The 26,990-nt window shown below is 61.3% G+C and carries 25 protein-coding genes and 2 tRNA genes; 14 read left to right on the plus strand and 13 right to left on the minus strand.

The window, feature by feature from the left end; translation table 11 throughout:
* Nucleotides 1-7 precede the first annotated feature (7 nt).
* From KY495_RS02965 to KY495_RS24270, 4 genes are all read right to left on the minus strand, one after another.
* Nucleotides 8-817 carry a transporter gene (locus tag KY495_RS02965; protein WP_229518480.1) on the minus strand — a complete coding sequence of 270 codons (810 nt, stop codon included), beginning with the start codon at nt 815-817 and terminating at the stop codon, nt 8-10.
* A 142-nt stretch (nt 818-959) separates the two neighbouring features.
* On the minus strand, nt 960-2,366 hold the full coding sequence (locus tag KY495_RS02970; RefSeq protein WP_219882282.1) for an App1 family protein: 1,407 nt from the start codon (nt 2,364-2,366) through the stop codon (nt 960-962).
* Between the two features lie 471 nt (nt 2,367-2,837).
* Nucleotides 2,838-3,401, minus strand: coding sequence for a PEP-CTERM sorting domain-containing protein (locus KY495_RS02975; RefSeq protein ID WP_219882283.1), 564 nt, complete (start codon nt 3,399-3,401; stop codon nt 2,838-2,840).
* 27 nt (nt 3,402-3,428) lie between these two features.
* Nucleotides 3,429-5,774, minus strand: coding sequence for a family 43 glycosylhydrolase (locus KY495_RS24270; RefSeq protein ID WP_219882284.1), 2,346 nt, complete (start codon nt 5,772-5,774; stop codon nt 3,429-3,431).
* A gap of 289 nt (nt 5,775-6,063) precedes the next feature.
* On the opposite strand from KY495_RS24270, the gene KY495_RS02985 reads away from it, so the two are divergent.
* The 7 genes from KY495_RS02985 to KY495_RS03015 all read left to right on the plus strand — a co-directional run bounded on the left by KY495_RS02985 (nt 6,064) and on the right by KY495_RS03015 (nt 10,602).
* Nucleotides 6,064-6,297, plus strand: coding sequence for a hypothetical protein (locus tag KY495_RS02985; RefSeq protein ID WP_219882285.1), 234 nt, complete (start codon nt 6,064-6,066; stop codon nt 6,295-6,297).
* A 109-nt stretch (nt 6,298-6,406) separates the two neighbouring features.
* Nucleotides 6,407-7,255, plus strand: a complete 849-nt coding sequence (locus KY495_RS02990) for a DUF4349 domain-containing protein (RefSeq protein ID WP_219882286.1) — start codon at nt 6,407-6,409, stop codon at nt 7,253-7,255.
* 81 nt (nt 7,256-7,336) lie between these two features.
* Nucleotides 7,337-7,427: transfer RNA gene (locus tag KY495_RS02995), tRNA-Ser, on the plus strand.
* 541 nt (nt 7,428-7,968) lie between these two features.
* Entirely contained in the window at nt 7,969-8,370 is a 402-nt protein-coding gene (locus tag KY495_RS03000) for a BPSL0067 family protein (RefSeq protein ID WP_219882287.1), read from the plus strand.
* Nucleotides 8,371-8,372: 2 nt separating this feature from the next.
* Entirely contained in the window at nt 8,373-8,798 is a 426-nt protein-coding gene (locus KY495_RS03005) for an STY0301 family protein (RefSeq protein ID WP_219882288.1), read from the plus strand.
* A 596-nt stretch (nt 8,799-9,394) separates the two neighbouring features.
* Nucleotides 9,395-9,853, plus strand: a complete 459-nt coding sequence (locus KY495_RS03010) for a hypothetical protein (protein ID WP_219882289.1) — start codon at nt 9,395-9,397, stop codon at nt 9,851-9,853.
* On the plus strand, nt 9,853-10,602 hold the full coding sequence (locus KY495_RS03015) for a DUF1828 domain-containing protein (protein ID WP_219882290.1): 750 nt from the start codon (nt 9,853-9,855) through the stop codon (nt 10,600-10,602). The genes KY495_RS03010 and KY495_RS03015 overlap by 1 nt, the downstream gene beginning before the upstream one ends.
* A gap of 27 nt (nt 10,603-10,629) precedes the next feature.
* On the opposite strand, the gene KY495_RS03020 is transcribed toward KY495_RS03015, so the two are convergent.
* Both KY495_RS03020 and acs read right to left on the minus strand, forming a co-directional pair.
* A complete protein-coding gene (locus KY495_RS03020) occupies nt 10,630-10,923 on the minus strand; it encodes a hypothetical protein (RefSeq protein ID WP_219882291.1) in 294 nt (97 codons plus the stop codon).
* Nucleotides 10,924-11,115: 192 nt separating this feature from the next.
* Entirely contained in the window at nt 11,116-13,113 is a 1,998-nt protein-coding gene (acs, locus tag KY495_RS03025; RefSeq protein WP_219882292.1) for an acetate--CoA ligase, read from the minus strand.
* A gap of 277 nt (nt 13,114-13,390) precedes the next feature.
* On the opposite strand from acs, the gene KY495_RS03030 reads away from it, so the two are divergent.
* From KY495_RS03030 to KY495_RS03045, 4 genes are all read left to right on the plus strand, one after another.
* Nucleotides 13,391-14,002 carry a TIGR00645 family protein gene (locus KY495_RS03030; RefSeq protein WP_219882293.1) on the plus strand — a complete coding sequence of 204 codons (612 nt, stop codon included), beginning with the start codon at nt 13,391-13,393 and terminating at the stop codon, nt 14,000-14,002.
* A 22-nt stretch (nt 14,003-14,024) separates the two neighbouring features.
* The gene (locus KY495_RS03035) at nt 14,025-15,554 is read left to right on the plus strand and encodes a fumarate hydratase (protein ID WP_219882294.1); all 1,530 of its coding nucleotides are present in this window, start codon (nt 14,025-14,027) and stop codon (nt 15,552-15,554) included.
* A gap of 3 nt (nt 15,555-15,557) precedes the next feature.
* Nucleotides 15,558-16,421, plus strand: a complete 864-nt coding sequence (gene murI / locus KY495_RS03040) for a glutamate racemase (protein ID WP_229518481.1) — start codon at nt 15,558-15,560, stop codon at nt 16,419-16,421.
* Nucleotides 16,422-16,504: 83 nt separating this feature from the next.
* A tRNA-His gene (locus KY495_RS03045) sits at nt 16,505-16,580 on the plus strand.
* An 84-nt stretch (nt 16,581-16,664) separates the two neighbouring features.
* Here the strand turns inward: KY495_RS03045 and KY495_RS03050 are convergent.
* Entirely contained in the window at nt 16,665-17,252 is a 588-nt protein-coding gene (locus KY495_RS03050; protein WP_219882295.1) for a DUF2939 domain-containing protein, read from the minus strand.
* 97 nt (nt 17,253-17,349) lie between these two features.
* Between KY495_RS03050 and KY495_RS03055 the strand changes: the two genes are divergently transcribed.
* The 3 genes from KY495_RS03055 to KY495_RS03065 are packed head-to-tail and all read left to right on the plus strand — an operon-like array spanning nt 17,350 to nt 18,703.
* On the plus strand, nt 17,350-17,742 hold the full coding sequence (locus tag KY495_RS03055; protein ID WP_219882296.1) for a hypothetical protein: 393 nt from the start codon (nt 17,350-17,352) through the stop codon (nt 17,740-17,742).
* On the plus strand, nt 17,742-18,455 hold the full coding sequence (locus KY495_RS03060) for a hypothetical protein (RefSeq protein ID WP_219882297.1): 714 nt from the start codon (nt 17,742-17,744) through the stop codon (nt 18,453-18,455). Before KY495_RS03055 ends, KY495_RS03060 begins: the two co-directional genes overlap by 1 nt.
* A gap of 26 nt (nt 18,456-18,481) precedes the next feature.
* A complete protein-coding gene (locus KY495_RS03065) occupies nt 18,482-18,703 on the plus strand; it encodes a hypothetical protein (RefSeq protein ID WP_219882298.1) in 222 nt (73 codons plus the stop codon).
* Between the two features lie 14 nt (nt 18,704-18,717).
* On the opposite strand, the gene KY495_RS03070 is transcribed toward KY495_RS03065, so the two are convergent.
* The 6 genes from KY495_RS03070 to typA form a co-directional block, all read right to left on the minus strand.
* Nucleotides 18,718-19,926, minus strand: a complete 1,209-nt coding sequence (locus KY495_RS03070; protein ID WP_219882299.1) for an MFS transporter — start codon at nt 19,924-19,926, stop codon at nt 18,718-18,720.
* Nucleotides 19,927-19,987: 61 nt separating this feature from the next.
* Nucleotides 19,988-20,548, minus strand: coding sequence for a hypothetical protein (locus KY495_RS03075; protein WP_219882300.1), 561 nt, complete (start codon nt 20,546-20,548; stop codon nt 19,988-19,990).
* A gap of 137 nt (nt 20,549-20,685) precedes the next feature.
* Nucleotides 20,686-21,003, minus strand: coding sequence for an energy transducer TonB (locus KY495_RS03080; RefSeq protein ID WP_374041005.1), 318 nt, complete (start codon nt 21,001-21,003; stop codon nt 20,686-20,688).
* A 74-nt stretch (nt 21,004-21,077) separates the two neighbouring features.
* The gene (locus tag KY495_RS03085; RefSeq protein WP_229518482.1) at nt 21,078-22,841 is read right to left on the minus strand and encodes a methyl-accepting chemotaxis protein; all 1,764 of its coding nucleotides are present in this window, start codon (nt 22,839-22,841) and stop codon (nt 21,078-21,080) included.
* Nucleotides 22,842-23,066: 225 nt separating this feature from the next.
* The gene (gene dusA, locus KY495_RS03090) at nt 23,067-24,074 is read right to left on the minus strand and encodes a tRNA dihydrouridine(20/20a) synthase DusA (protein ID WP_219882302.1); all 1,008 of its coding nucleotides are present in this window, start codon (nt 24,072-24,074) and stop codon (nt 23,067-23,069) included.
* Between the two features lie 434 nt (nt 24,075-24,508).
* Entirely contained in the window at nt 24,509-26,341 is a 1,833-nt protein-coding gene (gene typA / locus KY495_RS03095) for a translational GTPase TypA (RefSeq protein ID WP_219882303.1), read from the minus strand.
* Nucleotides 26,342-26,990: the final 649 nt, after the last annotated feature.

A 26,990-nucleotide genomic window follows, 5' to 3' on the forward strand; every position in this document is an offset into this window, starting at 1 on the left:
GGCCGGCCTACAGCTTGAACGAGAGCCCGACGGTCAGGCTGGTCTCCGGCGTGCGATGGTTCAGTCCGCGTGAAAGTGCGGCATCGAGCTGGCAGTTGTTGGTAATCAGGTAGGCCGATCCCACGGTCAGGCTCGCTTCGGTGCCGCCCCTGGACGCGCGCGCCAGGCGCGGCGACGAGACTTCGACAAAGCTGCGCAGGCGGTCGGTCCAGGACTTGCCTGCCACCACCCCCAGGATGCCAAACACGGTGCCCTCGCCCCTGTCGTTGCCCTTGTCATAGCCCAGGCCCGGCATGATGCCGAACGACACATCGTTGGGCAGCTCCCATTCCGCGACCACGCGCAGTGACGGACGGGTCCCCTCGTCACGGAAAGCGCGGCTGCCCGTGGCCAGGTCTGCATGCAGCAGCACGCCCACCGACGGCAGGCTGTCACGGGCATCCATCGCATGCCACTTCAAGCCCAGCGAGGCGTCGGCATACCCGCGCTCGGTGCTGATGGCGCTGCCCACGGCGCTGCTGCGCTGGCGCACGGCGCCATCCGATTCCACGCGCAATTCCACATTGTCGGTAATGCCAAAACGGATCAAGGTGGGCGTGGACCAGACGGTGTCGCGGACGCCACCACGGCTGTCGCGCTCAAGCGCCACACTGCTTTCCACCTGCATGCGCCCCTTGCCTACCACATTGCTCGACTCGACAAAATCGGGGCGATCGGTGGCGATGGGTTCGGCATCGGCGGCGATGGCTGGCAAAGCGCACGCGCAAACGGTAGCGGCCAGGGCATGGCGCACAAAATGGAATGAAGAAATGGTCACGGCGACGCTCCGGAGATGGAAGGATGGGGACAGCTGACTGGTGTGAATCCATTCTCATGCAAAGCGCATGAGAAAGCCCTGAAAACTATCCGCTTGATAACGCCCGCATCGCGCGCCTGTGTCCACAGCGCAACAGAGAAAGTCAGCTGGCTGGCGCGCTGCCTTCCTCGTGCCGCTTGTCAGAGCGCACGGCGGCCAACGCCTCGGTCTTGATCAAGCCTTCGGCGGCCGCGTGGGCGGCGGCCGTGACGCTGTCGGCCGCCAGGACCAACTGGGCACCGCTGGCACTGACCTGCTCGGCCAGCTGGTCCACCGCGTCGACGCGGGCCGGGTCCGGGTTGACATTGCGAATGTAAATGACGCGCACCGACTTGGGGTGGCGCCTGAGGATTTCGGCATAGATTTCCGGGTCGCGTTCGCCGCTGTCGCCAATCAGGACGAAGGGCAGCGTCGGATAGGCATTGATGATGGCTTCGATCTTTTCCCGTTTATGATCGCGCGACATGTGGGGCTTGACCAGGGCGCGCAGGCTCAGCTCGCGCAGCATGAGCGGGCCCACGGGAATGCGCTGCAGGCGCAGGAAGGCCACCAGCGGGTCGTACAGATGCCAGGGACTGCTGGAGACATAAAACACGGGATTGGCTTCGTTGCCGCCAAGGCCTTCGTGCAGCGCCCGGTAAAAGGCGGCCACCCCCTTGAACGGCTTGCGCGTGAAGGGATTCGAGCGCGACAGCATCATGGCCATATTGATCTTGTTGGTCACGTTGGTCCACAGGACCGTGTCATCGATATCGCTGATGACACCGAATTTGGCGGACGCGGGCGGCACCAGGGCTTCGGCAACGGCACGCACGGGGGCCGCACCGGGATGGTCCGGCACAATTTCCAGCGCCACCGGATGCCAGCCGCTGCGCGCCAGCGGCGTGGCCAGGTCAATGTCGACCCGGAAATAGCCGCCCTGATCGGTCACAACATCGCGCTCGCTGCCTTCAAAGCGCGCCCGCACGGTGATGCCGCGCACCTGGTCCGATTCAAGGCGCTGGTAAAAGGCGGCAAAGTTGCGCCATGCGCTGTCCTGCTTGCCTTGCTCGGCGAACGGATTTTCATTCAGGACCCGGCCACGCACATGCAGCGTGGTGGCGTTGCCGTAGCCCATGTAGGGCACGATCATCAGCGACCGTTCCCGACCCAGCGACTTGCCAATGAAGCGCCAGGCGCGCCCTGCTGCGCTGCGAATATTATCGCGGTAATCCTGCGTATCTTCCATGGGCACTGCGGGGGCGGCCGCGGGCCGGGCGGCCGGACGGCCCCGCTCCAGCCACACCACGCCGGCGGGGGCCGGGAGCGCCTGCAGGGCTGCGGCGACCTCGGCATCGTCCTCGGGATTGACCGCTTGCCCCAACATGCTGACCGTGGCACCGGCCGCTTCCAGGCGCGCCAGAGCGTCCGCATCGGCAAGGGCCGGGTTGACGTAAATGGTTGTGCCGGCAGTGAGCGGATCGGCCAGCAAGGCTTGCAAGCCGGCGTGGGTAAGGACGAGAAAAGCCATGGCGCGGGTACCTGTCAGGAAAGCGTTGTATTGTTGACATTGTGCCGCAACGGTGTACGGATGCCAACGCAGCTGACGAGGTGGAGCGCCTGATGGCCGCGTGTTCATTCGCCCAAGAAAGATCGTCGGAGTTGTCCCACCCGCATCCGGTCGTGCGACCTACTTGCCGCGAGGGCAAGACGCCTTATGATGGCTGCAAGTCAGTGATTCACTGTTCACCAACCTGCTCGGCCAGCGGCCCAGAACTTTGCACTGGCGCGGCTGGTCCAACTACATGCTAGCCCTGTCTAGCCAGGAGAAGATGATGCGTAAAATGATATTTATGGCAGTTGCCGGTTACCTGTGGCGCAAATTCCAGGAGCGCGGTGTCCGGCGTACTGCCGGGCGGGCCATGCGCCGTCCGTACTGATCTGCTCAAGCTGGCCACCTTCGTGGCCAGCCCGCGCCTCGCCTGGCTTGTCCCTTGCGGGATCACACCCGCGCAACTGCCGGCTTGCGCCTGCGCGCCATTGCCAGCCCGGCCGCGCATGCACCGAGCAGCGCCAGCGAGCCTGGCTCGGGGACCGTGAAGTCATCCATGGCCCATTGCGTGCCACTGCTGTTGTAGATGGCCAGCGTGTCGATACCGGCCCAGCCAAGCTGAATCCAGACCGGCGTCATGGTGTCGATCACATACGATACGCTGGTGGAAACCACCAGTTGCCCATCGCGCCAGCCTTCAAACGCCAGTTCCTGATCCAGCCAGGCAGAAGTAAAGTAGGCTCCCACGAAGTGGAATCCACCGGTTTTGCCGATCATCACCGTGCCACCATCGCGGTTGTATGCGACGTTGCCGGGCGAAACCACGCCGGCCGCATAGCCGCTGTCCGGATACGTATCGGCCCGCAGGGCGCCCACATTATCCCAGGTAAATCCCGCATAGCCGTTGGCCACCACATCAGCCTCATCACCGGGCAAGTCATCAAAGGTGACCACGTCGGCTGATGCACTGAAGGAAGCGAGCATCAGCAAGACGGAGAGCATAGTTTTTTTCATGTTACATCCTCTATTCAAGAAAATCGGTCAGCGGGCCAGCGCCGCGACTTCAGCGTCGCTCAGCGCGCTGCCATAGATACGCAGCTCGTCCATGGAACCCTTGTAGGGCACATCCCACCAGTTCACACCGAGCGAAAAGACACCGCTGGCATTGGTAAAGATATTGGGAAAATTCGTGCCGCTAAATTTCTTCATGCCATCGACGTACACATTGATGGCGCCGTTGTTGACCGTGAAGGCCACATGCGACCAGCGTCCGACGGGGATGTTCATGCCCACGCCGGCGTCATACCAAGCCGTGCCCGACCACAGCATGGACGCGCCATTGACGAAGTCATGTCCCTTGGGCAGCAGGCTGATCCAGGCATCAGTGGAACGGGCGCCAAAGAAGGTGGTGGTAAAGGCGGTCAGCTGCGCCGGCTTGAGCCAGAGCGACACGGTGTAGGTATTGCTCGAGATCAGCCCGTTGGGAAGACGGATGCCGCTGCTGCCATCGAACACGGCGGCATTGCCCCGCATGCCAGCCTCGTAGCCGATACTGCCGCCGGCCGTATCAATCTTGCTGCCAATGACTGCGCCTGGCGCGAAAACGCCGGCGGAATCGGCCAGGTTGCCATCGAAAGCATAGTGCGCCAGCACCCCGCCGGCCCTGCGGACCGTGACGGCAAAGGTCTTGGTGGCGGTCGCGCCGCCCTTGGTAATGCGGGCTGTCAGCGTGAGGCTGACGTCGCTGTTGAGTGGCCGCGTCACCACGCCGGTATTGCTGACAATGGCTGGATTGGACGAAGTCCACGTGATGACCGTATCGCGGGCTGCGGACGTGGGCAAGGTCAGGTTGGCGCTGACTGCGGCGAGGTTGCCGAGATTCAGTTCGGTGTACACCGCGCTGACGACTTGCGCATCGGTACGGGGAATCAGGCGGCTGCCGAACACGGCCACGCCTTCACGCGAGAGCGCGGAGAACGTCATGACATAATTTTTCGCCGTTTCATCCCACTGGCGCAGGAAGGCGCCCTTGTAGGGCGATGGTGCGCCGGCAATGCGCAGCTCGACCTGGTTGGCGCCATTGAGGGTCCAGTTGCCCGCCACGGCGCCGCTGATGGCGCCATTGCTGCCCAGCTTGATGTAGCGCGACTTTTTGATATTGGCCGAAATATCCTTGCCATGATTGACCAGCAAATAGTCGCCGACGACGAATTCGGGCCGCACCGCGACCGCGCTTTCCTTGGCGTAGCGATAAGGGGCAACGACAGGCCAGCCGTCGGCATTCATCTGCATCAGGTGCGAACGGATTTCGTACTGTTCGCCACGGCCGGGAAAGCGCGCGTGGAACACGAGGAAGTGCTTGCCCGTTGCCGCATCGTAGTAGGCTGAATTATGGCCGGGCGACACGTAACCCGTACCGATGCCGGTGCCCACCTCGCCCAGCTTGCGCTCGAACAGGAAGTTACCCATCAACTTGACGCCGAAAGGCGCGATCGAGGCATCGTCAAACAAGGGCTTGGAAGGATCGGACTTGACGTTGGCCATATCATTGCCCTGGGCATCGAGATACGGGCCGTCCGGATTGAGCGAGCGCGCCACGCGCATATTGTAGCCACCGCCCGCGTCCAGGCCGCCGAACGAGGTGAACATGTAATAGTAATTGGTGGCGGGGCTGTACATGACAAAGGCGCCCTCGATCCGGCTGTGGTTGCCGCCCATCAAGCGCTTGCCATAACCCTGGCCTGGCAGGGGCATGCCGTTGGTCGGGTTCATCTTCATGATGAAAATGCCGCCCGAATAGGAGCCATATACCATCCACAGGCGCCCGGCGGTATCGGGGAAGACGTGGGGATCGACGGCGTTGGGATGCTTGAGCGCGTCGTAGATGGTGCCGTCGTGGCTGGGCTGCCCCCACATGCCGGAGCGCAGGATGATGCCCTTGTCCACATACGGGCCTTCAACGCTGTTAGCCACGGCAATACCGAGCGCCGAGCGCGGCGAATCGCCCTTGCAGGCGTTGTAATACATGTAGAACTTGCCGTCGGCCAGCTGGCGCACGTCGGCTGCCCACAGGGTATTGGACTGGGCCCAGGCAAATGTTTCCGACAGCTCCGTGAAGACATTGGCCGAGCCGTTGAGGAACAGGTGATTGGTGGCGGTCACACCCTCGCTGACCTGCTGCCAGTTCATCAGGTCGGTCGACTTGGCGGACTGCAAGTGGGAGCCGAACACATAAAACGCACTGCCGACCTTGATAATGGAAGGATCGTGAACAGACGCGTTCTTGAAGGTGATGGGGGTAAAGCCGGCCTGGGCGGCGGCGTTCAGGGAAAGCAGGGACGAGGCCAACAGCGCCCCCATCCCCCATAAGGTGGATAATTTTTGCATTGCATGTCTCCGTTATCGTTATCGATGGTCGTACCCGTTCATCGCGCAGCGCGGTGATGGGCGGGTCGCAGTGTTGTTGTCTACGGTCTGGCGATAGAGTGAAGAAATTTTTGCTTTTCCGCCAATCACTTTAAATTGGCGAGCGATGCTGATAACGGTATCGGGATTGCTTGCTCCGGCCCGTCGTGCGGGGCTGGCGGGTGGTTGGAAGCGGACCTTGCGGGTTTGTGTGGCCTCCTTTGGAGGAAATGAGGCATAGTCAAAACACCATCATCAGAAAGGCGCCATCATGAACAACAGTACAACTCCGCACAATGAAGACTTGAGCGAGCAGATCGAGCACGCCATCGAATCGGTGCTGGACCTTGCCAATCCGCCACATGAGCAGGACAGTGCCACCGGCGCGCCCTTCTCGCCTGAAACGACGCCGGCCGAAGAAATCCCGGCGGTGTCAGAAGCGGAACTGGAGCAGCAAGCGCTAGCGCATCCGGGCGCAGACGGGGATCCCTCGACGCCCGAGTAAGCCGGCGCCCGTTCAGATCGCACGGGCGACGGCGGCCAAGCTTTTCTGCGGCGAGCGAGCCAGGATCAGGCTCGTCGGGAGGCCTTGCTTGTCAGCTATACTGCCCGGTATGAAAACATCACTTCTTTGCGCACTGGTCGTGCTGGTGGCGGGCTGCTCCCCATCTGAGTATGGAGAACCGGGCCGCAGCACGGGCATGGTGGCCGAGCAGGGTCCGGGGGCCGGGCAAGCGCGGGGCACGGGCGCGACGAAGGCGGCCAAGCGGTTCCTTGCACTCAAGCATAGCGTCAGCCTGCTGGTTCCGGCGTCGTCATTGGCACGGCACTTCGGCACGATCCAGGCCGAGTGCCTCAAGCTTGGCTGCGAGATTATCAGTGCGTCGCAACAAGCGGACAGCGCCGGGCGCGAAGCCAGCGCCAACCTGACAGCGAGAGTGCCACCGGCTGCCTTTCCGGGATTTTTCAGCGGTATCCAGACGCATGGGAAGCTGCTGTCCCACCACAGCGAAAGCGCGGACAAGACGGCGGAGGTGATTGACGTCGAAGCGAGGATCAAGAATCTGGAGGCGCTCAAGGCGCGCGTGCTGGAACTGCTGGCGAAGAACACGGGCAACCTGAAGGACACGCTGGACGCGGAAAAGGTGCTGACCGATACCCAGGCGGCGCTGGACAGCATTCATGGTCAGCGCCGCATGCTCGCTGAGCAGACGGACATGATCCGGGTCGACATTGAACTGCGACCGCAGACGCCGGGCAGCTCCGGGAACTGGAGTGCGCCGGTAGCGCTGGCGGCGGCCGACGCGGGAAGCGTGCTGATGCAAAGTGTCGCGGCATTGCTGACGGCGGCGGTAGCCCTGCTGCCGTGGGTGGTGGTGCTGGGGCTGGTGGGTGTGCCGTTGCGGCGGATGTGGCGGCGGCGGCGGGCGGCGCAGCGGGCGGTGGACGTGGCGGATAGCTGAAGGGGACGGGGAACGAGATTTTGCTGGTGCATCCGGCAATCTCTGCTATACTATGCGGCTTCGTGAAAGCGAAGACCATCAGGAGAGGTGGATGAGTGGTTGAAGTCGCACGCCTGGAAAGCGTGTATAGGTTCATAGCCTATCGGGGGTTCGAATCCCCCTCTCTCCGCCAGAACAAATAAAAACGGCCACCCCTGCGGGTGGCCGTTTTTATTTGTTGGACGGAGAGAGGGGGATTCGAAAGCGGACGCCCTGCAGGGCGCCGCGGGGCCGCGGAACGTGGCCGAATCGCCCATCTGCCACCGCTTGCGGTGGCGCGCCGGAGGCGCAGGCGCGAAGCGCCAAAACATTTCCCGACGGATCTAACCCCAGCACAACGTGCAACGGCATGACGATGTGCGACAATTGACCTGCCACCGCTTGCTATGGCTTCTCACTCGCCTGGCGAAATATCGGGAAGGACTTCCAGTATGCTGCTCCCGATTTGCGCTTGTTTGCTACCTCCCCGAGGAACGTCGCTGAGCGCATGACACTCCGCGCTCCTTTCCAAGTGCAATCAGGCATCCATCAACTGTTCGGCGCAGTTGTCTTGCGCTTTCTATGGCAAGCGCACGCCGGCGCATTCGACAGAATGCTTAACCCTGCGCAACACTGCCGCGCAGCCAGCCGCCACCATTGCCCTATCTCGCAACCGTGCGAGCTAAGGAGAGCACATGGGGTACATCCTGCATGACGCAGATTCGTGGATCGGCGAGCCGCAGGTGGGCGACAAGGAATGCGTGGCGCTGATCAAGGTACTGGTGCCCGGCCTGATGCAGATCGGGACAATGAACTGGAAGCAAGGCGCACATGTCAAGAGCACGCCAAACCTCCTGCGCGGCACTGCGATCGCCACCTTTGTCAATGGCCGATATCCGAAAGGGCCGGTTCCTAAGCACGCATGCATTTTCCTCGCGCAAGCCGGCGCGGGGATCTGGGTCATGGACCAGTACCAGCGATCCGTTACAATCATTCGTAGGCTCATCCAGGTGCCCCGGGATAACGTTCGGAGCGCCGATGGATCCTGGCCACAGGCGAATAACAATGCCCAGGCCTTTTACGTAATCGAGCGGTGACCATGCGCCCTTACCCTTACGCCTTCGTCCTGTATGCCATCGGTATCGCCGCTGCATGTTGCTTGCCCGGGCGCGTGGCTGCAACAAACCTTGCTGCGGAATGCCCTGTGCGTATTCCAGCAGCATCCTTCACCGCCGGCAAACCGCCAGCCGGCTGGACCGGTTTCGTGCCGGCGCCTTTGCGCCTGACGGGGGCCGGGATGATGTCGGGACCGCCGGCATCCCTGCAATACCTGGTGCCCGACAAAGAGGGGCAGGAGATGCAGGCTTACGATTTTCCGAAAGGTGATGGCCAGCGTTGGCTCTGGTGCTCTTACAACGGTGGTGTGCAGCTTTCGCGACGCCTTGACGACAAGGCGACACACTGCACCATCGTCGAGAAACGGCGCGATAAAGAACTGCTCGGGGCCGCTGTTACCTGCCGCTGACCTCGTGTCCCGAGTGATCAAATCGTTGATTAAATGCGGCAAAATCACCCCAATTCGGCTTCAAACATGTTCGCAAGGCCTCGGGTTTACTAAGCGCCGTGTCGCGCCCTGCTGGTCCTCTATCGCGCCAGCATGAAAAACGGAATGCGGTCGTCCCTGCAGTCACGGCGAGGTCGCGTAACGTGGCCGAGTCGTCCATCTGCCGCCAATTGCGAAGTGCCAAAATATTCCCGATCGATGGATCAAGCCGCTTCAGAGCGCCGCACGCTCAATACAGGATCCGCCCATCCCCCAGCAAATGCACATGACATTTCCCGCCGGTCTTGTTGCAGTTTGTCATCAAGGCATTGCGAATGTCAGGGTTCCAGCCATTAAACCAGTTTGGGTGCGACGAGTGCCCGGCAGGCAGAGTCATCTGGATCGTAGTAAAGGATACGGATGATCGCTACGGGAAATGACGAGATTGGCGGCCAGGGATGGCTATATGATTCACACCCAAGAGGTAAATCGCACCGGACTGCATTATGGAAGTTCCGTAGCCCGTGGAGGTGGCCGCGGAAAGAAAGAAATTTAACGACTGACAGCCATAAAACCACATGCAAACAATACCTGAAGAGGAAGCACGTGCTCTCGTTAGCAAGCCGCTGTTTTGCGAAAATATCGGGGAATGGAATCCGCTAAAAATCCAGCCTGGCACCAGAATTTGCGGCAATGGCATCCTTGACGCGGACGGTCAGTCTGTACGTATGTTTGTCGAGTTATCGTACCGAAATTCCCCGCGCACTAAAATTACCAAATACGTATTTACTCTATTTAAGAGGCTCGCTCGCGGAAAAGAAAGAGTGTATCAACTTGAGGTTACGCAAACTCCGAAGCGCGTAAAGGATTTGCACAAATTGTCACATGAGCACGTGGGCGCGTTACGCGTAGATGGGGGTGCTAATTGGGACGATTGGGGCTATGATGAAGTCTTAGCACACTTCTGTGCCGCAACCAATATCACCTTCGTGCCGAAGCCCGCTCACCCGGACGACTTCCAGCTCAAGGGGAACTGATGATCTGCTCAAAAATATCCGAACTGATTGGCTTCGAGTGCCACCCGCTCAGCGATGACGGCAGCGTGGCGATGATCGACACGCCATTCGCCTTTGCGGATGGTGATGGGGTTCCTGTGTACGTGGAGAAGTTAGCTAACCAAGTGCGGTTCTTTGATGATGGTAATGTAATCCTTCATTTCAGGGGGCGTGGCGTCACACTTGATGATCATCGGCACACGCGATTTCTGCGAAACCTTGCAGAGCCAAATGGTGTTCAGCTGAACGCCATGGGTGAACTAGAGATTTGGGCAAAGGCTGATGAGGCTCCGGCAGCGTTTGCGCGCTACATGTCCACCTTGCTAGCAGTATGCGCATGGGAAGTTGATCAAACGGGCGCCTCTACTGACACGTCACTCTTTCTTGATGAAGTGACCATGTGCTTGCGTGCTTGGAAGCCTCATGCGTCTATCGGTGAGGGCGCGGACTACGTGGGCGTATCTGGTCAGGTCTACAAGATGGACCTTCAGCTTGATGGCCGTGCCGTGCTCGCGATTGGGACTCATCCAGCAACGGTCAGCACCGCCGCTAAAAAACTTTTGGACATTAGTGCTGCAACTGAAAACGCTGAGCTTGATGTGTTGGTCGTGATAGACGACCGCCAGGATGCTGAGCTTGCGAAGCGAGAAGGTTTGGTTCTCGATTCGGTCAGTAGCGTGCTGATGATGACAAGGCTAGAGCGGAACGCCAATACGCCCCGACTGCAATGACGGCGGGCTACAGGGCGTGTTGGCTTATCACCGTTTGTGCTCGGCATCAAACGTAAGTCCTGTGCAGGGGCGTCTGCACAGCGGACTTGCTAACCAGTGCACCGATTGGGAACAACTTCGGTAGGCGCTTTGCTTTTTCGAATCCAACGCCAAGCGGCCTCGTTTTACAGGCATCCTGCGATTTGTCTCCAGCTGGCCCTCGCACTCGAAATGCAGCAGCGTATCGCGCGACAAGGCCAGCAAAGCGACATTGCCGCCGATAGCAAGCGAATGCGGTACGCCCAGCTGACCGGAGAAAACGATCGGATCGTCGCAGGCCATGTGAAAAGCCGCAGGCCGTACGGAAGTTACCGGCCCATCGCCAGCATTAGCTACCACTTCAGTCGTTGCTCGCACGCGCGAATCCCCTGCCCTTCCAGGACCGAGCGCTCATGCTTCGCTAGCGCCAGCATCTGTCGTTGCAGTACCGCGCCATCCTTGACGACGCGGTTCCCCTCCTAACCAACTAGCGCATCAGGATGCTTCCTTCAACTGCTCGAGAATGGCCGGATTTTCCAAAGTCGAAATATCCTGCGTGATGGTCTCGCCCTTGGCCAGCACCCGCAACAGGCGGCGCATGATCTTGCCCGAACGTGTCTTGGGCAAGTTATCGCCAAAGCGGATTTCCTTCGGCTTGGCGATGGGCCCGATTTCCTTGGCCACCCAGTTGCGCAATTCCAGCGCCAGCGTTTTCGCCTCGTCCCCGGTCGGGCGCGCCTGCTTGAGCACGACGAAAGCGCAAATCGATTCGCCGGTGGTGTCGTCCGGCTTGCCCACCACGGCCGCCTCGGCCACGATGGGATTGGCGACCAGGGCCGACTCGATCTCCATGGTGCCCATGCGATGGCCGGACACATTGAGCACATCGTCAATGCGGCCGGTAATGGTGAAGTAGCCCGTATCCTTGTTGCGGATGGCGCCGTCGCCGGCCAGATACATGCGCCCGCCCAGTTCCTCCGGGAAGTAGCTGGTCTTGAAACGTTCCGGGTTGCCCCAGATGGTGCGAATCATGGATGGCCATGGGCGCTTGACGACGAGAATGCCGCCCTGCCCGTTCGGTACGTCCGCGCCAGCTTCGTCCACAATGGCAGTCATGATGCCCGGCAGCGGCAGCGTACACGAGCCCGGTACCATGGGGGTGGCGCCCGGCAGCGGGGTGATCATGTGGCCGCCCGTTTCCGTCTGCCAGAAGGTGTCCACAATGGGGCAGCGCTCCTGGCCCACATTCTTGTAGTACCACATCCATGCTTCCGGATTGATCGGCTCGCCGACGGAGCCGAGCAGGCGCAGGCTCGACAAATCGTAATTCTTGGGATGCACTTCCGGGTTCACGTCAGCGGCCTTGATCAGCGAGCGGATCGCGGTTGGGGCGGTGTAGAAGATCGTGACCTTGTGCTTGGCGATGGTGTCCCAGAAGCGGCCCGCGTTGGGATAGGTGGGAATGCCCTCAAACACGATCTGCGTGCCGCCCACCGCCAGCGGACCGTAGGCGATGTAGGTATGGCCAGTGACCCAGCCGATGTCGGCGGTGCACCAGAACACATCGCTTGGCTTGATGTCGAAGGTCCATTTCATGGTCAGTGCGGCCCACAGCAGGTAGCCGCCGGTCGAGTGCTGGACGCCCTTGGGGGTACCGGTGGAGCCGGACGTGTACAGGATAAACAGGGGGTGCTCGGCGCTCACCCATTCCGGCTCGCATTGCGCAGGCTGATGGTCGACCAGCTCGTGCAGCCACAGGTCGCGCCCAGCCGTGAGCGGGATGTCGCTGCCGGTGCGCCGGTAGACAATGACATCCTTGAGCGTGGTGCATCCGCCCAGGGCCAGGGCTTCGTCCACGATGGTTTTGAGCGGCAGGCGCTTGCCGCCCCGAAGCTGTTCGTCGGCTGTGATGACGGCCACGGCACCCGCGTCAATGATGCGCTCCTGCAGCGACTTGGCCGAGAAGCCGCCAAACACGACCGAATGGGTGGCGCCGATGCGTGCGCATGCCTGCATGGCCGCAACGCCTTCGACCGACATCGGCATGTAGATGATGACGCGGTCGCCTTTCTTGATGCCGCGCTCCTTGAGGCCATTGGCGAACTTGCAGACCTTGTCGTACAGCTCCTGGTAAGTAACGCGCGTGACCTGGCCGTCATCTGCCTCGAAGAGGATGGCGGTGCGCGCGGCGTTGCCGTCCTGGAGGTTGCGGTCCAGGCAGTTGTAGGAAGCGTTGAGTTCGCCGTCGCCGAACCACTTGTAAAACGGGGCATCGGTTTCGTCGAGCGTGGTGGTAAACGGCTTGTGCCAGTCCAGCGTGTCGCGCGCCAGGCGCGCCCAGAACGCTTCGTAGTCGCCTTCTGCCTCGGCGCATAATTTTTTATAAGCGTCCATGCCGGAAATAAGGGCATTGTTGACGAACTGCGCAGGGGGTGAGAAAACCCGGTTTTCCTGCATGCCGTGGTTTTCCTGGCTGGTGTCGGTGCTGGCCATGCTTGTCTCCATTAGTGTAATAATTTTGCTAACAAGATAGCGGTTGTCGCTTACTGCGCCCTTACAGACGCGTAATACCACTCACCCGCCATCGTACAACACGGTCGTGGCACTCAGGACCATAGAGCTTGGCGATTTTACCAATGTTTCCCCTCCCTGCTTGTGGTTTGAGCCAGATCAATGTCGCCACCCGAAGACTTGCTCAGCCGCAGTGCAACAAAGCTCGGGTAAAATGACGCATCGAAATTTTTGCCCTTCCTTCGGAGTTACCCATTTCATGTCTGACCCGCTGCACACTATTCCGCCGCACAAGCTCTCTCCCCTGAACAACCTGATCTTCATGAGCCGCTGGCTACAGCTGCCCTTGTATCTGGGCCTGATCCTGGCGCAGGGTGTTTACGTGTTCCATTTCTGGGTCGAACTGGTTGATCTGATCGGCGCGGCCATGGGCAATCCAGATTCCTTGCAGCACATTTTCGACGCGGTCACGGCGCCCAACGGCATCCGCCCTACCAAGTTAAATGAAGTGACCATCATGCTGGTGGTACTTGGCCTGATCGACGTGGTGATGATCTCGAATCTGCTCATCATGGTCATCGTGGGTGGCTACGAAACATTTGTCTCGCGCATGCACCTGGAAGGACACCCCGACCAGCCCGAGTGGCTCTCGCACGTCAATGCATCGGTTCTCAAGACCAAGCTGGCCATGGCCATCATCGGCATCTCCTCGATTCACCTGCTCAAGACCTTCATCAATGCCCACAGCTACACCGACAAGGTGCTGATCGCCCAGACCGTGATCCACATGGCGTTCCTGTTCTCGGCACTGGCCATTGCCTATACCGACCGCATCATGATTGGCACGCAGAACGCAACCAAGCCTCACTAACATCAGCACCAGCGAGAATCCCATGACCGTCATCAAGCAAGAAGACCTGATCGAATCCGTAGCCGCAGCGCTGCAATACATCAGCTACTACCACCCCGCTGATTACATCGCGCACCTGGCACGCGCGTACGACGCCGAGCAAAGCCCGGCCGCCAAGGATGCGATTGCCCAGATCCTGACCAATTCGCGCATGTGCGCCGAAGGCAAGCGGCCAATCTGCCAGGACACCGGCATCGTCAACGTGTTCCTGAAAATCGGCATGGGTGTGCGGTTTGAAGGCTTCACCGGCACCGTGACCGATGCCGTCAATGAAGGCGTGCGCCGCGCCTACAATTTTGATGACAACAAGCTGCGTGCCTCGATCGTGGCCGACCCGCACTTCGAGCGCAAGAACACCAAGGACAATACGCCGGCCGTGGTCCACATGGAACTGGTGGAAGGCAATACCGTGGACGTGAAGGTGGCGGCCAAGGGTGGCGGCTCGGAAAACAAGACCAAGTTCGTCATGCTCAATCCATCCGATTCCCTGATTGACTGGGTCATGAAGACGGTGCCGCTGATGGGCGCCGGCTGGTGCCCGCCTGGCATGCTGGGCATTGGCATTGGCGGCACGGCCGAGAAAGCCATGTTGATGGCCAAGGAAGTGCTGATGGATGACATCGACATGTACGAGCTCAAGCAGCGCGGCCCGCAGAACAAGATGGAAGAATTGCGCATCGAGCTGTGCGACCGCATCAATGCGCTGGGGATCGGCGCCCAGGGTCTGGGTGGCTTGACCACGGTGCTCGATGTGAAGATCATGATGCATCCGACGCACGCCGCGTCCAAACCCGTGGCCATGATCCCCAATTGCGCGGCCACGCGCCACGGCCACTTTGTGCTCGATGGCTCCGGCCCTGCCTACATGGAGCCGCCTGCCCTGTCGACCTGGCCGGACGTGCACTGGACGCCGGACACGGAAAAGTCGCGCCGCGTGAACCTCGATACGCTGACGAAAGAAGAGGTCGCCTCGTGGAAGCCGGGCCAGACCCTGCTCCTGAACGGCAAGATGCTGACCGGCCGCGACGCCGCGCACAAGCGCATCCAGGACATGCTGGCCAAGGGCGAACAGCTGCCCGTGGACTTTACCAACCGCGTCATTTATTACGTTGGCCCGGTCGATCCGGTGCGCGACGAAGCGGTTGGCCCGGCAGGCCCGACCACGGCCACGCGCATGGACAAGTTCACCGACATGATGCTCGAGAAAACCGGCTTGATCGCCATGATTGGCAAGGCAGAACGGGGTCCGGCGGCCATTGAATCGATCCAGAAGCACAAGTCGGCCTACCTGATGGCCGTCGGCGGCGCCGCTTACCTGGTGTCCAAGGCCATCAAGAGCGCCAAGGTGCTGGGTTTCCACGACATGGGCATGGAAGCGATTTACGAGTTTGAAGTCACCGACATGCCGGTCACGGTGGCGGTTGATGCCAGCGGCACCTCGGTCCACACCACCGGGCCGAAGGAATGGGCGGCGCGCATCGAGGCGCTCAACGTTCCCGTCATCACTGCCTGATCCATGCAACCCGTCCCTGCCATGACTGCCGACGCGCCTATCGGCGTGTTTGATTCCGGCGTGGGCGGGCTGTCGGTGCTGCGCCATATCCGGGCGCAGCTGCCGCAAGAGCACCTGGTGTATTTTGCCGATTCCGGTTTCGCGCCCTATGGCGCCAAGCCGGAACGGGTGGTGGCCGAGCGCTCGCTGGCCGTTGCGCAGTTCTTGCTGGAACAGGGCGCCAAGGCACTGGTCGTGGCCTGCAATACCGCCACCATCGCCGCCGTCAAATTGCTGCGCGCAAGGTATCCGGAGCTGCCGATCGTGGGCGTTGAACCCGGGTTGAAACCGGCCGCGGCCGCCAGCCGCAACGGCAAGGTGGCCGTGCTGGCAACCGATGTCACGCTCGCCGGTGAAAAGTTCCTGTCCCTGCGCGACCAGATCAGCAGCGCCAGCGATGCCGAATTTTTCTTGCGCGGCTGCCCTGGCCTGGTGGAATTGATCGAAGCTGGCGAACTCGACAGTGCCAGAACGCGCGCCCTGCTCGAAGGCTACCTGCTGCCCTTGCTGGACCAGGGGGCGGACACGGTGGTGTTGGGGTGTACCCACTATCCATTCGTGCAGGCATTGATTGCCGACATTGCCGCCCAGGCCGGCAAGCCTGACACCGTGCTGGTCGATACGGGGCAGGCCGTGGCGCGCCAGCTGGCGCGGCTCCTTGCTGCCGCCGGACGCGAGCGCGAGGGCGGGGGCCTGGCGCGCCTGGATGTGTTCACCACCGGCAGCGCGACGGCGCTCGCTGCCGCGTTGCACCGTCTGCTGGGGCTGGCGCCGGCGGTGTCGGCGGTCGACATCGGGCATATTCCGCTGGTGCCTGCCGCAAACTAGCATTTAGATTTGCAAGGTCGCGAAGAAGTTTGTATAATCGCTAGCTGTCTCGGAAGCATCGTGACAAATGCAGTAAATCAGTGGTGGCTGTAGCTCAGTTGGTAGAGTCCAGGATTGTGATTCCTGTTGTCGTGGGTTCGAGCCCCATCAGCCACCCCAAAGAATTCGCAGAACACATGACGGTTACACGCTTCGGCCTGTAGCCGTTTTTGTTTGTAGGGTGGTCCGCGGGCCCTGCCCGGCCTAGGATGCTGGAGTGGGCACAGGCGCACCAGCCGGCAGCCTGAGGCCGGCCAGGCGCCAGGTCGCAAATCCCGAGCGCACCATCACGAGGCCCAGGCGCTGCTCATTGGGCTCGCCCTTGTTGCCTATGTAGGCAATGTAAGTATTTACTCCCTCACGTTCGCCCACCCAGTCCTTCTCCGCGGCGCCGGCTTCGGCATCTGCTTCCGCTTCACCCTGATCGCGCCCCGTGTTGAATTTGCCGTGATTCATCATGCGCATGACAATGTCTGGCTGCACCAGGCCATCAACCAGCCGCCCCACCAGCGCGTCGCCGATGACACGGCCCACCATGGCCACCATGTCCCCCTGGTCGCGCTGGCCGCCATCGCGCGCCAGGATGGATGCTTTGACGCTCTCGCGCAGGCGCGGATAGTCCACCCGCTCATTGAATGCGGCAGCATCCATCTCTTTGGCGGCAGTCTGCAATTGCCGCAGAGCCAGCAGGGGCGACCAGTACCAGAAGGCGGCGAGCAGAAGCAGCAGCACCGGCACAATCATGACCAGGCGATTGTTGGAATTGGCCTGCATATCAAAACTTTCGATCATGTAGAAAGATGCAAGTATAACCATTACTGTGGATGGCGCGGCCAGCCCGGGCCAGCTGGCGTAAAATCACCGTCATTTCCCTCACCTGGCACCACGCATGAGCTATGACCTGATGGTATTCGACCCCGCCGCCGCGCCCGCCAAAAAGCGTGGCCCTTTCCTGGACTGGTATGACGCGCAGGCGGAGTGGAAAGAGGAGCACGACTATGACGACCCGGCCAACAGCACACCGGGCCTGCGTGGATTTTTTGCTGACATTGCCGCCGAATTCCCCCCGCAGCAGGAAGAGGATGGCCCCGGCACTGACTTCACCATCGGCAGCGCCCTCATCTACATGACGTTTGAATGGGATCGTATCGACCAGGCCCACGAGACCGTATTTCGCCTGGCGGCCAAGCACCAGCTGGGCTTTTTCGATGTCAGTTCGGACCTGGCTGAAACCTGGCTGCCGGATAACAAGGGTGGCCTGTACATTGCCCACTCCGACTGATGCCGGACAGGCTGGCAGGCATCTGTTGGCCGCATGCGGCAACGGTTGGCCACGCAACGGTTACCACGCCCTTCATCTACGGCAGCTTCAGCCGCGGGCATGGCAACGACGGCATAGCCACGTGCGACCTTGTTGGCGCCGGGAAGTATCGCAACGGCGCCGGGCGCTGGTGGTGCCGCACCCACCAGCACTACTGGGGAACGAAGGCAGACCTGGCGGCGCTGGCCGCCACCGCCGTCAAACGCTGCGTCCGGCACAGCGCCCCCATGCACTACGTGCGCGATCCGCTGATCGTGGCCCCGGGCCCGCATGCGCGTATCAGCATCGCTGCATGCGGGCAGGCGCTGCGCGTGCAAGTGGATGACGAGCCGCCCAGTGTTCAGCATGCCATTGCCATTGCCTATGATCCGGCCAGCAAGTTGTTCGACGCGCAGGATATCGTCCAGGTCAATGTCACGCCGCCAATGGTGGCCGCCCTCGCCACGCCCCAGCCGCAGGGCTGTGTCTGCTGCAGCAGGTGCGGCCATCCCCACCTGGATTTGGGCGACTTCGCCGCACGCCCGCACAGACGCCACTATTGCGGGCATTGCGGCAACGACACGACACACAGCAAGACGGCCATTGTGTCGACTCCCCTCCTGCCTCTGATTGCCTATTACCGTGGGGCACTTAACATTCCCTGTTCAATCGTGCCAAGCAATAACATGCTATAACGGTATCAAGTCAACAGGAGAACATCATGGATATCGATGAACGTCGCGTGCAGGAACGCCGCCAGGACGAGCAGACCGCCGCGCAGATTACGGAAGCAGCAGCGCTGCAGCGCGCTTTCGGCAGTGATGCGGCCCAGCGGTTCCTGAAGCTGCGCGGCATAGGCGACCAGCTGGCGCAGGACCTGCTCCTGGAAAACTACGACCGCCGCCAGCAAGCGCGGCGCGAGCGCCTGGCTGCGGCCAGCTGACGTCTGGCCTGGGCCTAAGCCGCAGCGGGCGCGGCCGAGAGGCGCGCGCGCCATCCATGCAGCAGCCACGCGGCCCAGGCTGACAAGATGGCGCCCAGCAGCAAGACCAGCCGTGTATCAAACAAGGTGAGCACGGAGCCTGCCAGGGCCATGAGGATATTGGCCAGGCAGAAAGTCGTCGACAGCAAGCCCATCACGGCGCCCTGCCCCAGCGCAGAAAACTGCTCCGCACACCAACCCGGCACAACGGCGTTGTAATAGGCGTTGGGAATCCCAAACAGGATAATCGCGCACAAACCCACATACAGGTTACCCAGGGCCAAGGCGGCGACGGTCAGCGCCGCCGCCAGGGCGTAGTGACTGGCGCGCACCAAAGGCGGCCGGGTGCTGGGGGCACCGGCGAACAGGGCCGCGAAAGTCATCACGGCGCACAGGCCTGCCGTCCACCATGCGATGCCGATGGTGCCGTAGCCCCCCGTTTCCACCAGCCACAGCGGATAGAATTCGTAAAACGCCGTGACACCGCAGGTATAGGCCAGCTGAACGATAAACAGCAGCCGCAGCTGTGGGTGGCGCACGAGGTTCAATGAATGCTGGTCGCGCGCCACTTCCCACCATGATGTGGTTGCGGTGGACGGCGTTTCGCGCGGCAGGACTGCAGCCACGGTCGCGGCACTGAGCAGCAAGGCACTGGCGGCGATCCAGAATGGCACGGTGATGCCGAACCCCACGGTGGCCCCGGCCAGCAGCGGCCCGGCCAGCCAGCCCAGGTAAAAGGCACTGTTAAGCCAGGAAAGTGCGCGCAGGCGCAATTCGCCCTGAAGACGCTCGGACAGCATGGCGCGCGCAACGGCGCCATTGCCTTCCATGAGGCCGGTGGCAAAGCGCGCGGCAATGAGGAGCGGATACGATTCCAGCGCCAGTGCGCCCACCGTGGCGGCATGGCCGGCCGCCGCGCCCAGGGCCGTCATGATGAGCACCGGACGGCGGCCATAGCGGTCTGACAGCGGGCCCAGCAACGCCGAGCCGATCAGCAGCCCGAGCGGATTGATGGTCAGGGCCAGGCCGAACAGCAATTTGGGCGGCAAGCCGAGAAAGGAATTCATGCCATTTGGCGCGCCGGCGGCAAACAGCGGTGGCAAGATCGGATATGGCAAGGAAGCGCCAATTGTGGCGAACAGGCCCAGCAGGCAGGCGATGGCAATCAGGAGACGGTTCTGCATCCCCCGATTATCTTACGCGGGTTGCAATTTGTATATTGCTGCCGGGTGCCGCAGGAAAATCTTATAGATACGCGATCGGACACTGGTCGATCCCCTGGCGGGCTGCATTGATGCGCTGGGCGCATAGTTCGTAGCGAATGCCGTGCTCAAAATCGATGGGCACCACTTTTCCGAACGGCAGCACCACTTCGCGCTTGTCCTGGCGCCGCGATTGCAGAGCCCCGACATCGGCCGGAATGGTCATGGCGGCATGGAGATCGTTACGGTCAGCGTGCTGGGTACGGTCCACATGAACCGTGACGTCGATCTCTGCCGCCACCCCGCCAGGCACGGCGCGCAGGGCGCCGAAACGCCGCTTGGCATCGAGTACGCCCCATCTGCAGGTGCCGCCCGGCTCGCATTGCTTGATCTGCGACAGCGGAAAGTATTCCGTGCTGCCGGCTAGCTTGTCCATCGGCCAGGCCGTGCGCACACCGTCGCGCTTGCCGGTCATGGCGTGATCGAAGGTCAGGCTATTGACGATGGAGACAGCCGGTGCGCCTGAGGGGGCAGTCGGGGCAACCCCGGCGCACCCGGCAACTGTCAGCAATGCCGCAAGGGCGAAGAGAGAAAAAGAGCGCATGGTAGCTTCCTGTCCAGCTGATGGGATCGACAACCAGGAAAGCGTAACATTGTCACGCGTCAAGCAGCGCGCGGCTGGGAGGCGGACGCCGGGCGAGCCGGCGGCCTTGAGAAACCCGTGCGCTAGCGCCTAAAGACCTAGTCGAGCTTCCAGGAATAATCGACCTTGGTCCAGGTCGCGGCCGGGGCACCGTCCTTGGTGCCCGGCTTGAATTTGCACGCCGAAATGGATTTCATCGCAGCCTTGTCCAGATTCTTAAACCCGCTCGATTTCTCAAGCTTGGATTCAGCCACTGAACCGTCCGGATTGACCAGGAAAGACATGGACGTGGTGCCCTGTTCTTCATTCATGAGCGAGGCTTTCGGATAGTCCGCCTTGCACTTGCTGGAATCAAACACTGCCGCCACTTCGGCAGCGCTTGCAGCACCAGCCACTGCTACCAGAGCAATGGCCATCAGGCCCCTGGCATAACGCGAATAAGTACCCATTGCATTTCCCTCCTCAGCTACGGCTAACTACTGTTAAAGCATCAAAATTCTTCCCACTCGTCATTCACGGTAGCCACCTTCTTTGGCTGCCGCGGTGGCGTAGCGGCGGCCGCTGCCACGCGCTTGGGGGCAGCGCGCGGCGCACGCGCAGCGCTTCTGGGCAGGGCGGCCGGCTTGCGCGGGGCTTCCTGCACGGCTTCCTGCTCGGCCACGGGAGCGCTCTGGGCCAGCTCACCTTCGACCAGCTTGAACACGCTCACGACATGGGCCAGTTCGCCGGCCTGGTCTTGCAGGCTCTGGGCCGCCGCGGCAGCCTGTTCCACCAGCGACGCATTTTGCTGGGTCATGCTGTCCATTTCGATGATTGACAGGTTGACCTGTTCAATACCTGCGCTTTGTTCCTGGCTGGCGTTGGAGATTTCGCTCATGATGTCGGTGACGCGGCGCACGCTGGCCACCACTTCATCCATCGTCACGCCGGCCTGGCCGACCAGCTTGCTGCCGCGCTCGACTTTTTCGACCGAGTCGCCGATCAGGGTCTTGATTTCCTTGGCGGCGGCAGCGCTGCGCTGGGCCAGGTTGCGCACTTCCGAAGCGACGACGGCAAAGCCACGGCCCTGTTCACCGGCACGGGCCGCTTCCACGGCAGCGTTCAACGCGAGGATATTGGTCTGGAAGGCAATGCCATCGATCACGCCGATGATGTCGACAATCTTGTTGGCCGATGTATTGATCGATCCCATGGTATCGACCACTTGCGCAACCACTTCACCACCCTTGCGTGCCACTTCCGAGGCAGTCGCGGCCAGCAAGTTCGCTTCACGGGCGTTGTCGGCATTTTGTTTGACGGTGGAGGTCAGCTCTTCCATGGCGGAGGCCGTTTTTTCCAGCGAGCTGGCCTGCATCTCGGTACGCGAGGAAAGGTCGAGGTTGCCGGCCGCGATCTCGCGCGATGCCGTACCAATGGTTTCCGTACCGTGCCGGACCTGGCCGACGATGTCTTTCAGGCTGTTGCGCATTTCGCGCACTTCCATCAGCAGGCTGCCCTTGCCGGCATTGGTGGTGTCGATCGAGATCGACAGGTCGCCCTGGGCAATGCTGCTGGCAATCCGGGCCGTGTAGTCGGGTTCGCCACCGAGTTGCTTGATCAGCTTGCGGGTGATGACCACGGCCGCGGCCAGGCCAACCAGCACGGCGAAAATGGCGAAAGCGAGCATGGCGTTGCGGGCGGTCTGGTATTCCCCTGCGGCAGCTTGCGCAGCCTGGGCAGTCTGCTTTTCTTCCAGCACGGCCAGCTGCTCGAGTGCTGCCATCCATTTTTTCTGGTGGGGACGAATTTCGCGGATCAAGACCTTGGTGGCCGCTTCAGCATTGCCCGCCATCCACAGTTCGGAAGCCTTGGCAATGGCCGGCATGGCCGCCCCTTCATGCTCCTTGATTTGCTTGAGCAACTCCTTTTCCTGCGGCGTCGTGGCCGCCTCCTTGGCAAATTTCTCCGACAGCTTCTGCTGGGCCGCGCCGTATGCCGCCGCCAGGTCATTGACCCGCTTCATTTCGGGCGCCATGTCATCCGGCTCCGACAACAGGGTCAGGATGCGCAAGGAGGTGATGCGGTCGGCCACGTTGTTACGCATTTCAACCACCAGCCGATTGACCACGTTGTTCACGCCCACCACATTGTCGAGCCGATCCTGGATCAAGCGCATGTTGTAGATGCCGATGCTGGTGACAGCCACCAGGAAAAACAGCACGAGGCTGAAACCGAGTCCAAGCCGGGTCCCGACTTTCATGTTGGAGAGGTTCATAATGTGTCTTTATTAAGAAACAATTGGTGGAATGGAAGACGGATCTGCAGCGAAACAGTGCGCGCGGATATTTCTTTCAGGATAAATCAAATACATCCCAACACCGGGAAAAGTGCCGTCTTTGAAACAAATTGTTTCACCAGAACAACACTTCACCCGCTGGTGCGGTGCAGAAAATCAACGATATGAAGAAGTATAGTGCGGATTCTTGCCGTACGGCAAGGATTAATCCAATTGGGCACGCTCGCGCATGCGCGCGAAGGCTTCAAGCAGGAGGCGGGGGTCGGCGGAGGCGAGTTTCTTAGGGTCGGACAGGATTTGACGGTAGGTGCGGGCCCCGGGCAAGCCCGCCATGAGGCCGAGCATGTGACGGGTGATCGAGTTCAGCTTCAAACCACGGGCCCCGTGCAAGGCCAGCTGTGCATCAATGTAGGGAATCATTGCCTGCAGCACTTCCTCACGCGTCTTGACGGCACTGTCGTCGCCATAGAAGCGCTGGTCATAGGTGGCCATCACGTAAGGGTTGTGATAAGCCTCTCGTCCGAGCATGACACCGTCCACGTGCTGCAAGTGAGCGGCCACTTCGTCGTCCGTCTTGATGCCGCCGTTGATGATGATTTCCAGCTCAGGGAACTCGCGCTTGAGCTGGTAGGCAACTTCATATTTCAGGGGCGGGATCTCGCGGTTTTCCTTCGGTGACAAGCCCTTGAGGATGGCATTGCGGGCGTGGACGATGAAGGTCGTGCAGCCGGCGGCGGCAATGGTGCCGACAAAATCACGCACGAAACCGTAGTCCTCATTGCGGTCGATGCCAATGCGGTGCTTGACCGTGACATCGATGGACACTGCATCACGCATGGCCTTGACGCAGTCGGCCACCAGTTGCGGCTCGGCCATGAGGCAGGCGCCGAATGCCCCTTTTTGCACACGTTCGGACGGGCAGCCGCAATTGAGGTTGATTTCATCGTAACCCCACTCTTGTCCCAGCTTTGCACTTTTTGCAAGATCCGCAGGGTCGCTGCCGCCCAGCTGCAAGGCGACGGGATGCTCTTCCTCGTTGAAACGCAAGTGCCGCTCCACGTCGCCATACACGAGGGCTCCGGTCGTGACCATTTCGGTGTACAACCAGGTGTGACGCGTGATCTGGCGATGGAAGACGCGGCAGTGGCGGTCCGTCCAGTCCATCATGGGGGCGACGGACAGGCGGCGGCTGCCGGGATTACTTGGTTTCATGGCAAAGTCTTGTCAACAACAGGCGGTCAGGCGGGGCCGTTATTTTACCCTGCCTTGCGCCGCGCCGGGAAAGTGCGATGGCCACTGCAGTCCTGGGCGGCATGGTTGCTGCATGGGGCGCTAATGCTCGGCACCACAGCTGCCGCGAAAAGGCAGGCCGGCGCACCCATCTGGCTGCATGGTGGGAAGGTCATGACGGCCAGCGCGCCTGCAGCCAGTGCGGTGTCCCCAATCCTTGTGACCAGGCTGGCGTTCAACCCGGCACACTCTGCCTTGGCGGCCACACTGTCCAGCCGTGTCCGTTGTCGTCAGGCGCGTCAATCGCACCCCACGTCTCAGGCGCAGCGGCATGCGTTCGCTAAAACCGCGGACGCAAAAAAAACCGCCGCGCCTGGAAAGGCAACGGCGGTTTTTTTGTGGGGTTCGCAGGACGATCAGCCCTCGCGGTTGGCCTTCTTGCGCTCGTGCTCTTTGAGGAAGCGCTTGCGCAGGCGGATCGACTTTGGCGTGATCTCGACCAGCTCATCGTCGGCGATGAATTCGACCGCGTACTCGAGCGACATCTGGATCGGCGGCACCAGGCGCACGGCTTCGTCGGTACCCGACGAGCGCACGTTGGTCAGCTGCTTGCCCTTGATCGGATTGACGACCAGGTCATTGTCACGCGAGTGAATGCCGATGATCATGCCTTCGTACACCGGGTCGTTGTGGACCACGAACATGCGGCCACGGTCCTGCAGCTTCCAGATCGCGTAGGCAACGGCAGCGCCGTCATCCTGCGAGATCAGCACGCCGTTGCGGCGGCCGGCCATCTCACCCTTGCTGTTGTCCACTGGCGCGTATTCGTCGAATACGTGGCTCATCAGGCCGGTGCCGCGGGTCAGGGTCATGAATTCGCCCTGGAAGCCGATCAGGCCACGCGCCGGGATCTTGTACTCGAGGCGAACGCGGCCCTTGCCGTCCGATTCCATGTTTTGCAGGTCGCCACGGCGGCGGCCCAGTTCTTCCATCACGCCGCCCTGGTTGGCTTCTTCCACGTCGACCGACAGTTGCTCGAACGGCTCGTGGCGCACGCCATCGACCATCTTGAACACCACGCGAGGACGCGACACGGCCAGCTCGAAGCCTTCACGGCGCATGTTTTCGATCAGGATGGTCAGGTGCAGCTCACCGCGGCCCGAGACTTCGAAAATCGTGTCGTCGTCGGTTGGTGCCACGCGCAGGGCCACGTTGGCTTTCAGTTCGCGGTCCAGGCGGTCGCGCAGCTGGCGGCTGGTCACGAATTTGCCTTCGCGGCCGGCCAGTGGCGAATTGTTGACCATGAAGTTCATGGTCAGGGTTGGCTCGTCCACGGTCAGCATGGGCAGCGCTTCCGGGGTGTCCGGCTGGCAGATGGTCGAACCGATGCCGATTTCGTCGATACCGTTGATCAGGACGATGTCGCCGGCAACAGCTTCGTCCACCAACACGCGCTCGAGGCCCTTGAAGTTCAGAACCTGGTTGATGCGGCCCTTGATCGGGGTCGAATCAGGACCATTGAGCACGATGACGTCCTGGCCGGTCTTGACGCGGCCGCGGTTGATACGGCCAATGCCGATCTTGCCCACGTACGAGGAATAGTCGAGCGAGGTGACCTGCATCTGCAGCGGGCCGTCCGGATTGTCGTCACGCACTGGGACGTGCTTGAGGATGGCTTCAAACAGGGGGGTCATGTCGCCTTCGCGCACTTCCGAATCGAGGGAGGCGTAACCGTTCAGGGCCGATGCGAACACGACCGGGAAATCGAGCTGCTCGTCGGTGGCGCCGAGCTTGTCGAACAGTTCGAAGGTCTGGTTGATCGCCCAGTCAGCGCGCGCGCCCGGACGGTCGATCTTGTTGACCACGACGATGGGCTTCAGACCCAGCGCCAGTGCCTTGCGCGTCACGAAACGCGTCTGTGGCATCGGGCCTTCCTGGGCATCGACCAGCAGCAGTACCGAGTCGACCATCGACAGCACGCGCTCGACTTCGCCGCCGAAGTCGGCGTGACCCGGGGTGTCGACGATGTTGATGTGGGTACCGTTGTACTCGACGGCGCAGTTCTTCGACAGAATCGTAATGCCGCGCTCTTTCTCGAGATCGTTCGAATCCATCACGCGGGTCTCGACCTGCTGGTTTTCACGGAAGGTACCGGACTGGCGCAGCAGCTTGTCCACAAGCGTGGTTTTGCCGTGGTCAACGTGGGCGATAATGGCGATGTTACGAATTGCGCGTTTAGAATTTGACATGGTCGTAAGGAACTGAAATATACGTCGTGTACGAAGGTGTACGGGTATTGCTCAAACCGGGAACCCACTAGTATAGCACGCTTATGACGCCTCCAGAATGGTGGCCGAGGGGAAATCCGTGGAAATTCAAGAGCTTGCTGATTTTTTGCCACAGGCGGCAGGCGGGAATGACCCGCCAGCGTGGAAGCGTGCAGATTACGGGGGAAGAATGACAGGCTTGTGACCGGCGCAAGGAAACTGGTCTGGCGCCGGGGCAGGTCAAGCGCCCGCGCAGACAAGCGCCAGAGCAGGACCAGCGCCCGGGCAGACAAGCGCCAGGGCAGGACCAGGGCCCGCGCAGACAAGCGTCAGGGCAGGACCAGCGCCCGCGCAGACAAGCGCCAGGGCAGGACCAGGGCCCGCGCAGGACAAGTGTCGAGGCAGGTCAAGCGCCCGGGCAAGTCAGTTTCCCGCGGACCCCGCGCCTTGCAGCGGCGTGGCACCGCCTCGCAGCCTGAAAACCCGGCCAGACCATCGCGCAAGAAAGCAGTGTGAGCCGGTGCCACACCAGGACCGTCACTGCCGGCGACGGAGCGGCGTGGGCCCGCAAGCGCCCCTCGCACGACAGGGCTGCGGCGTGCGGGACCGTCAGCCGGCAGTTGCTACAGCC

It is taken from the genome of Massilia sp. PAMC28688 (assembly GCF_019443445.1).
In the GTDB taxonomy this organism is placed as follows: Bacteria; Pseudomonadota; Gammaproteobacteria; order Burkholderiales; family Burkholderiaceae_D; genus Telluria_A.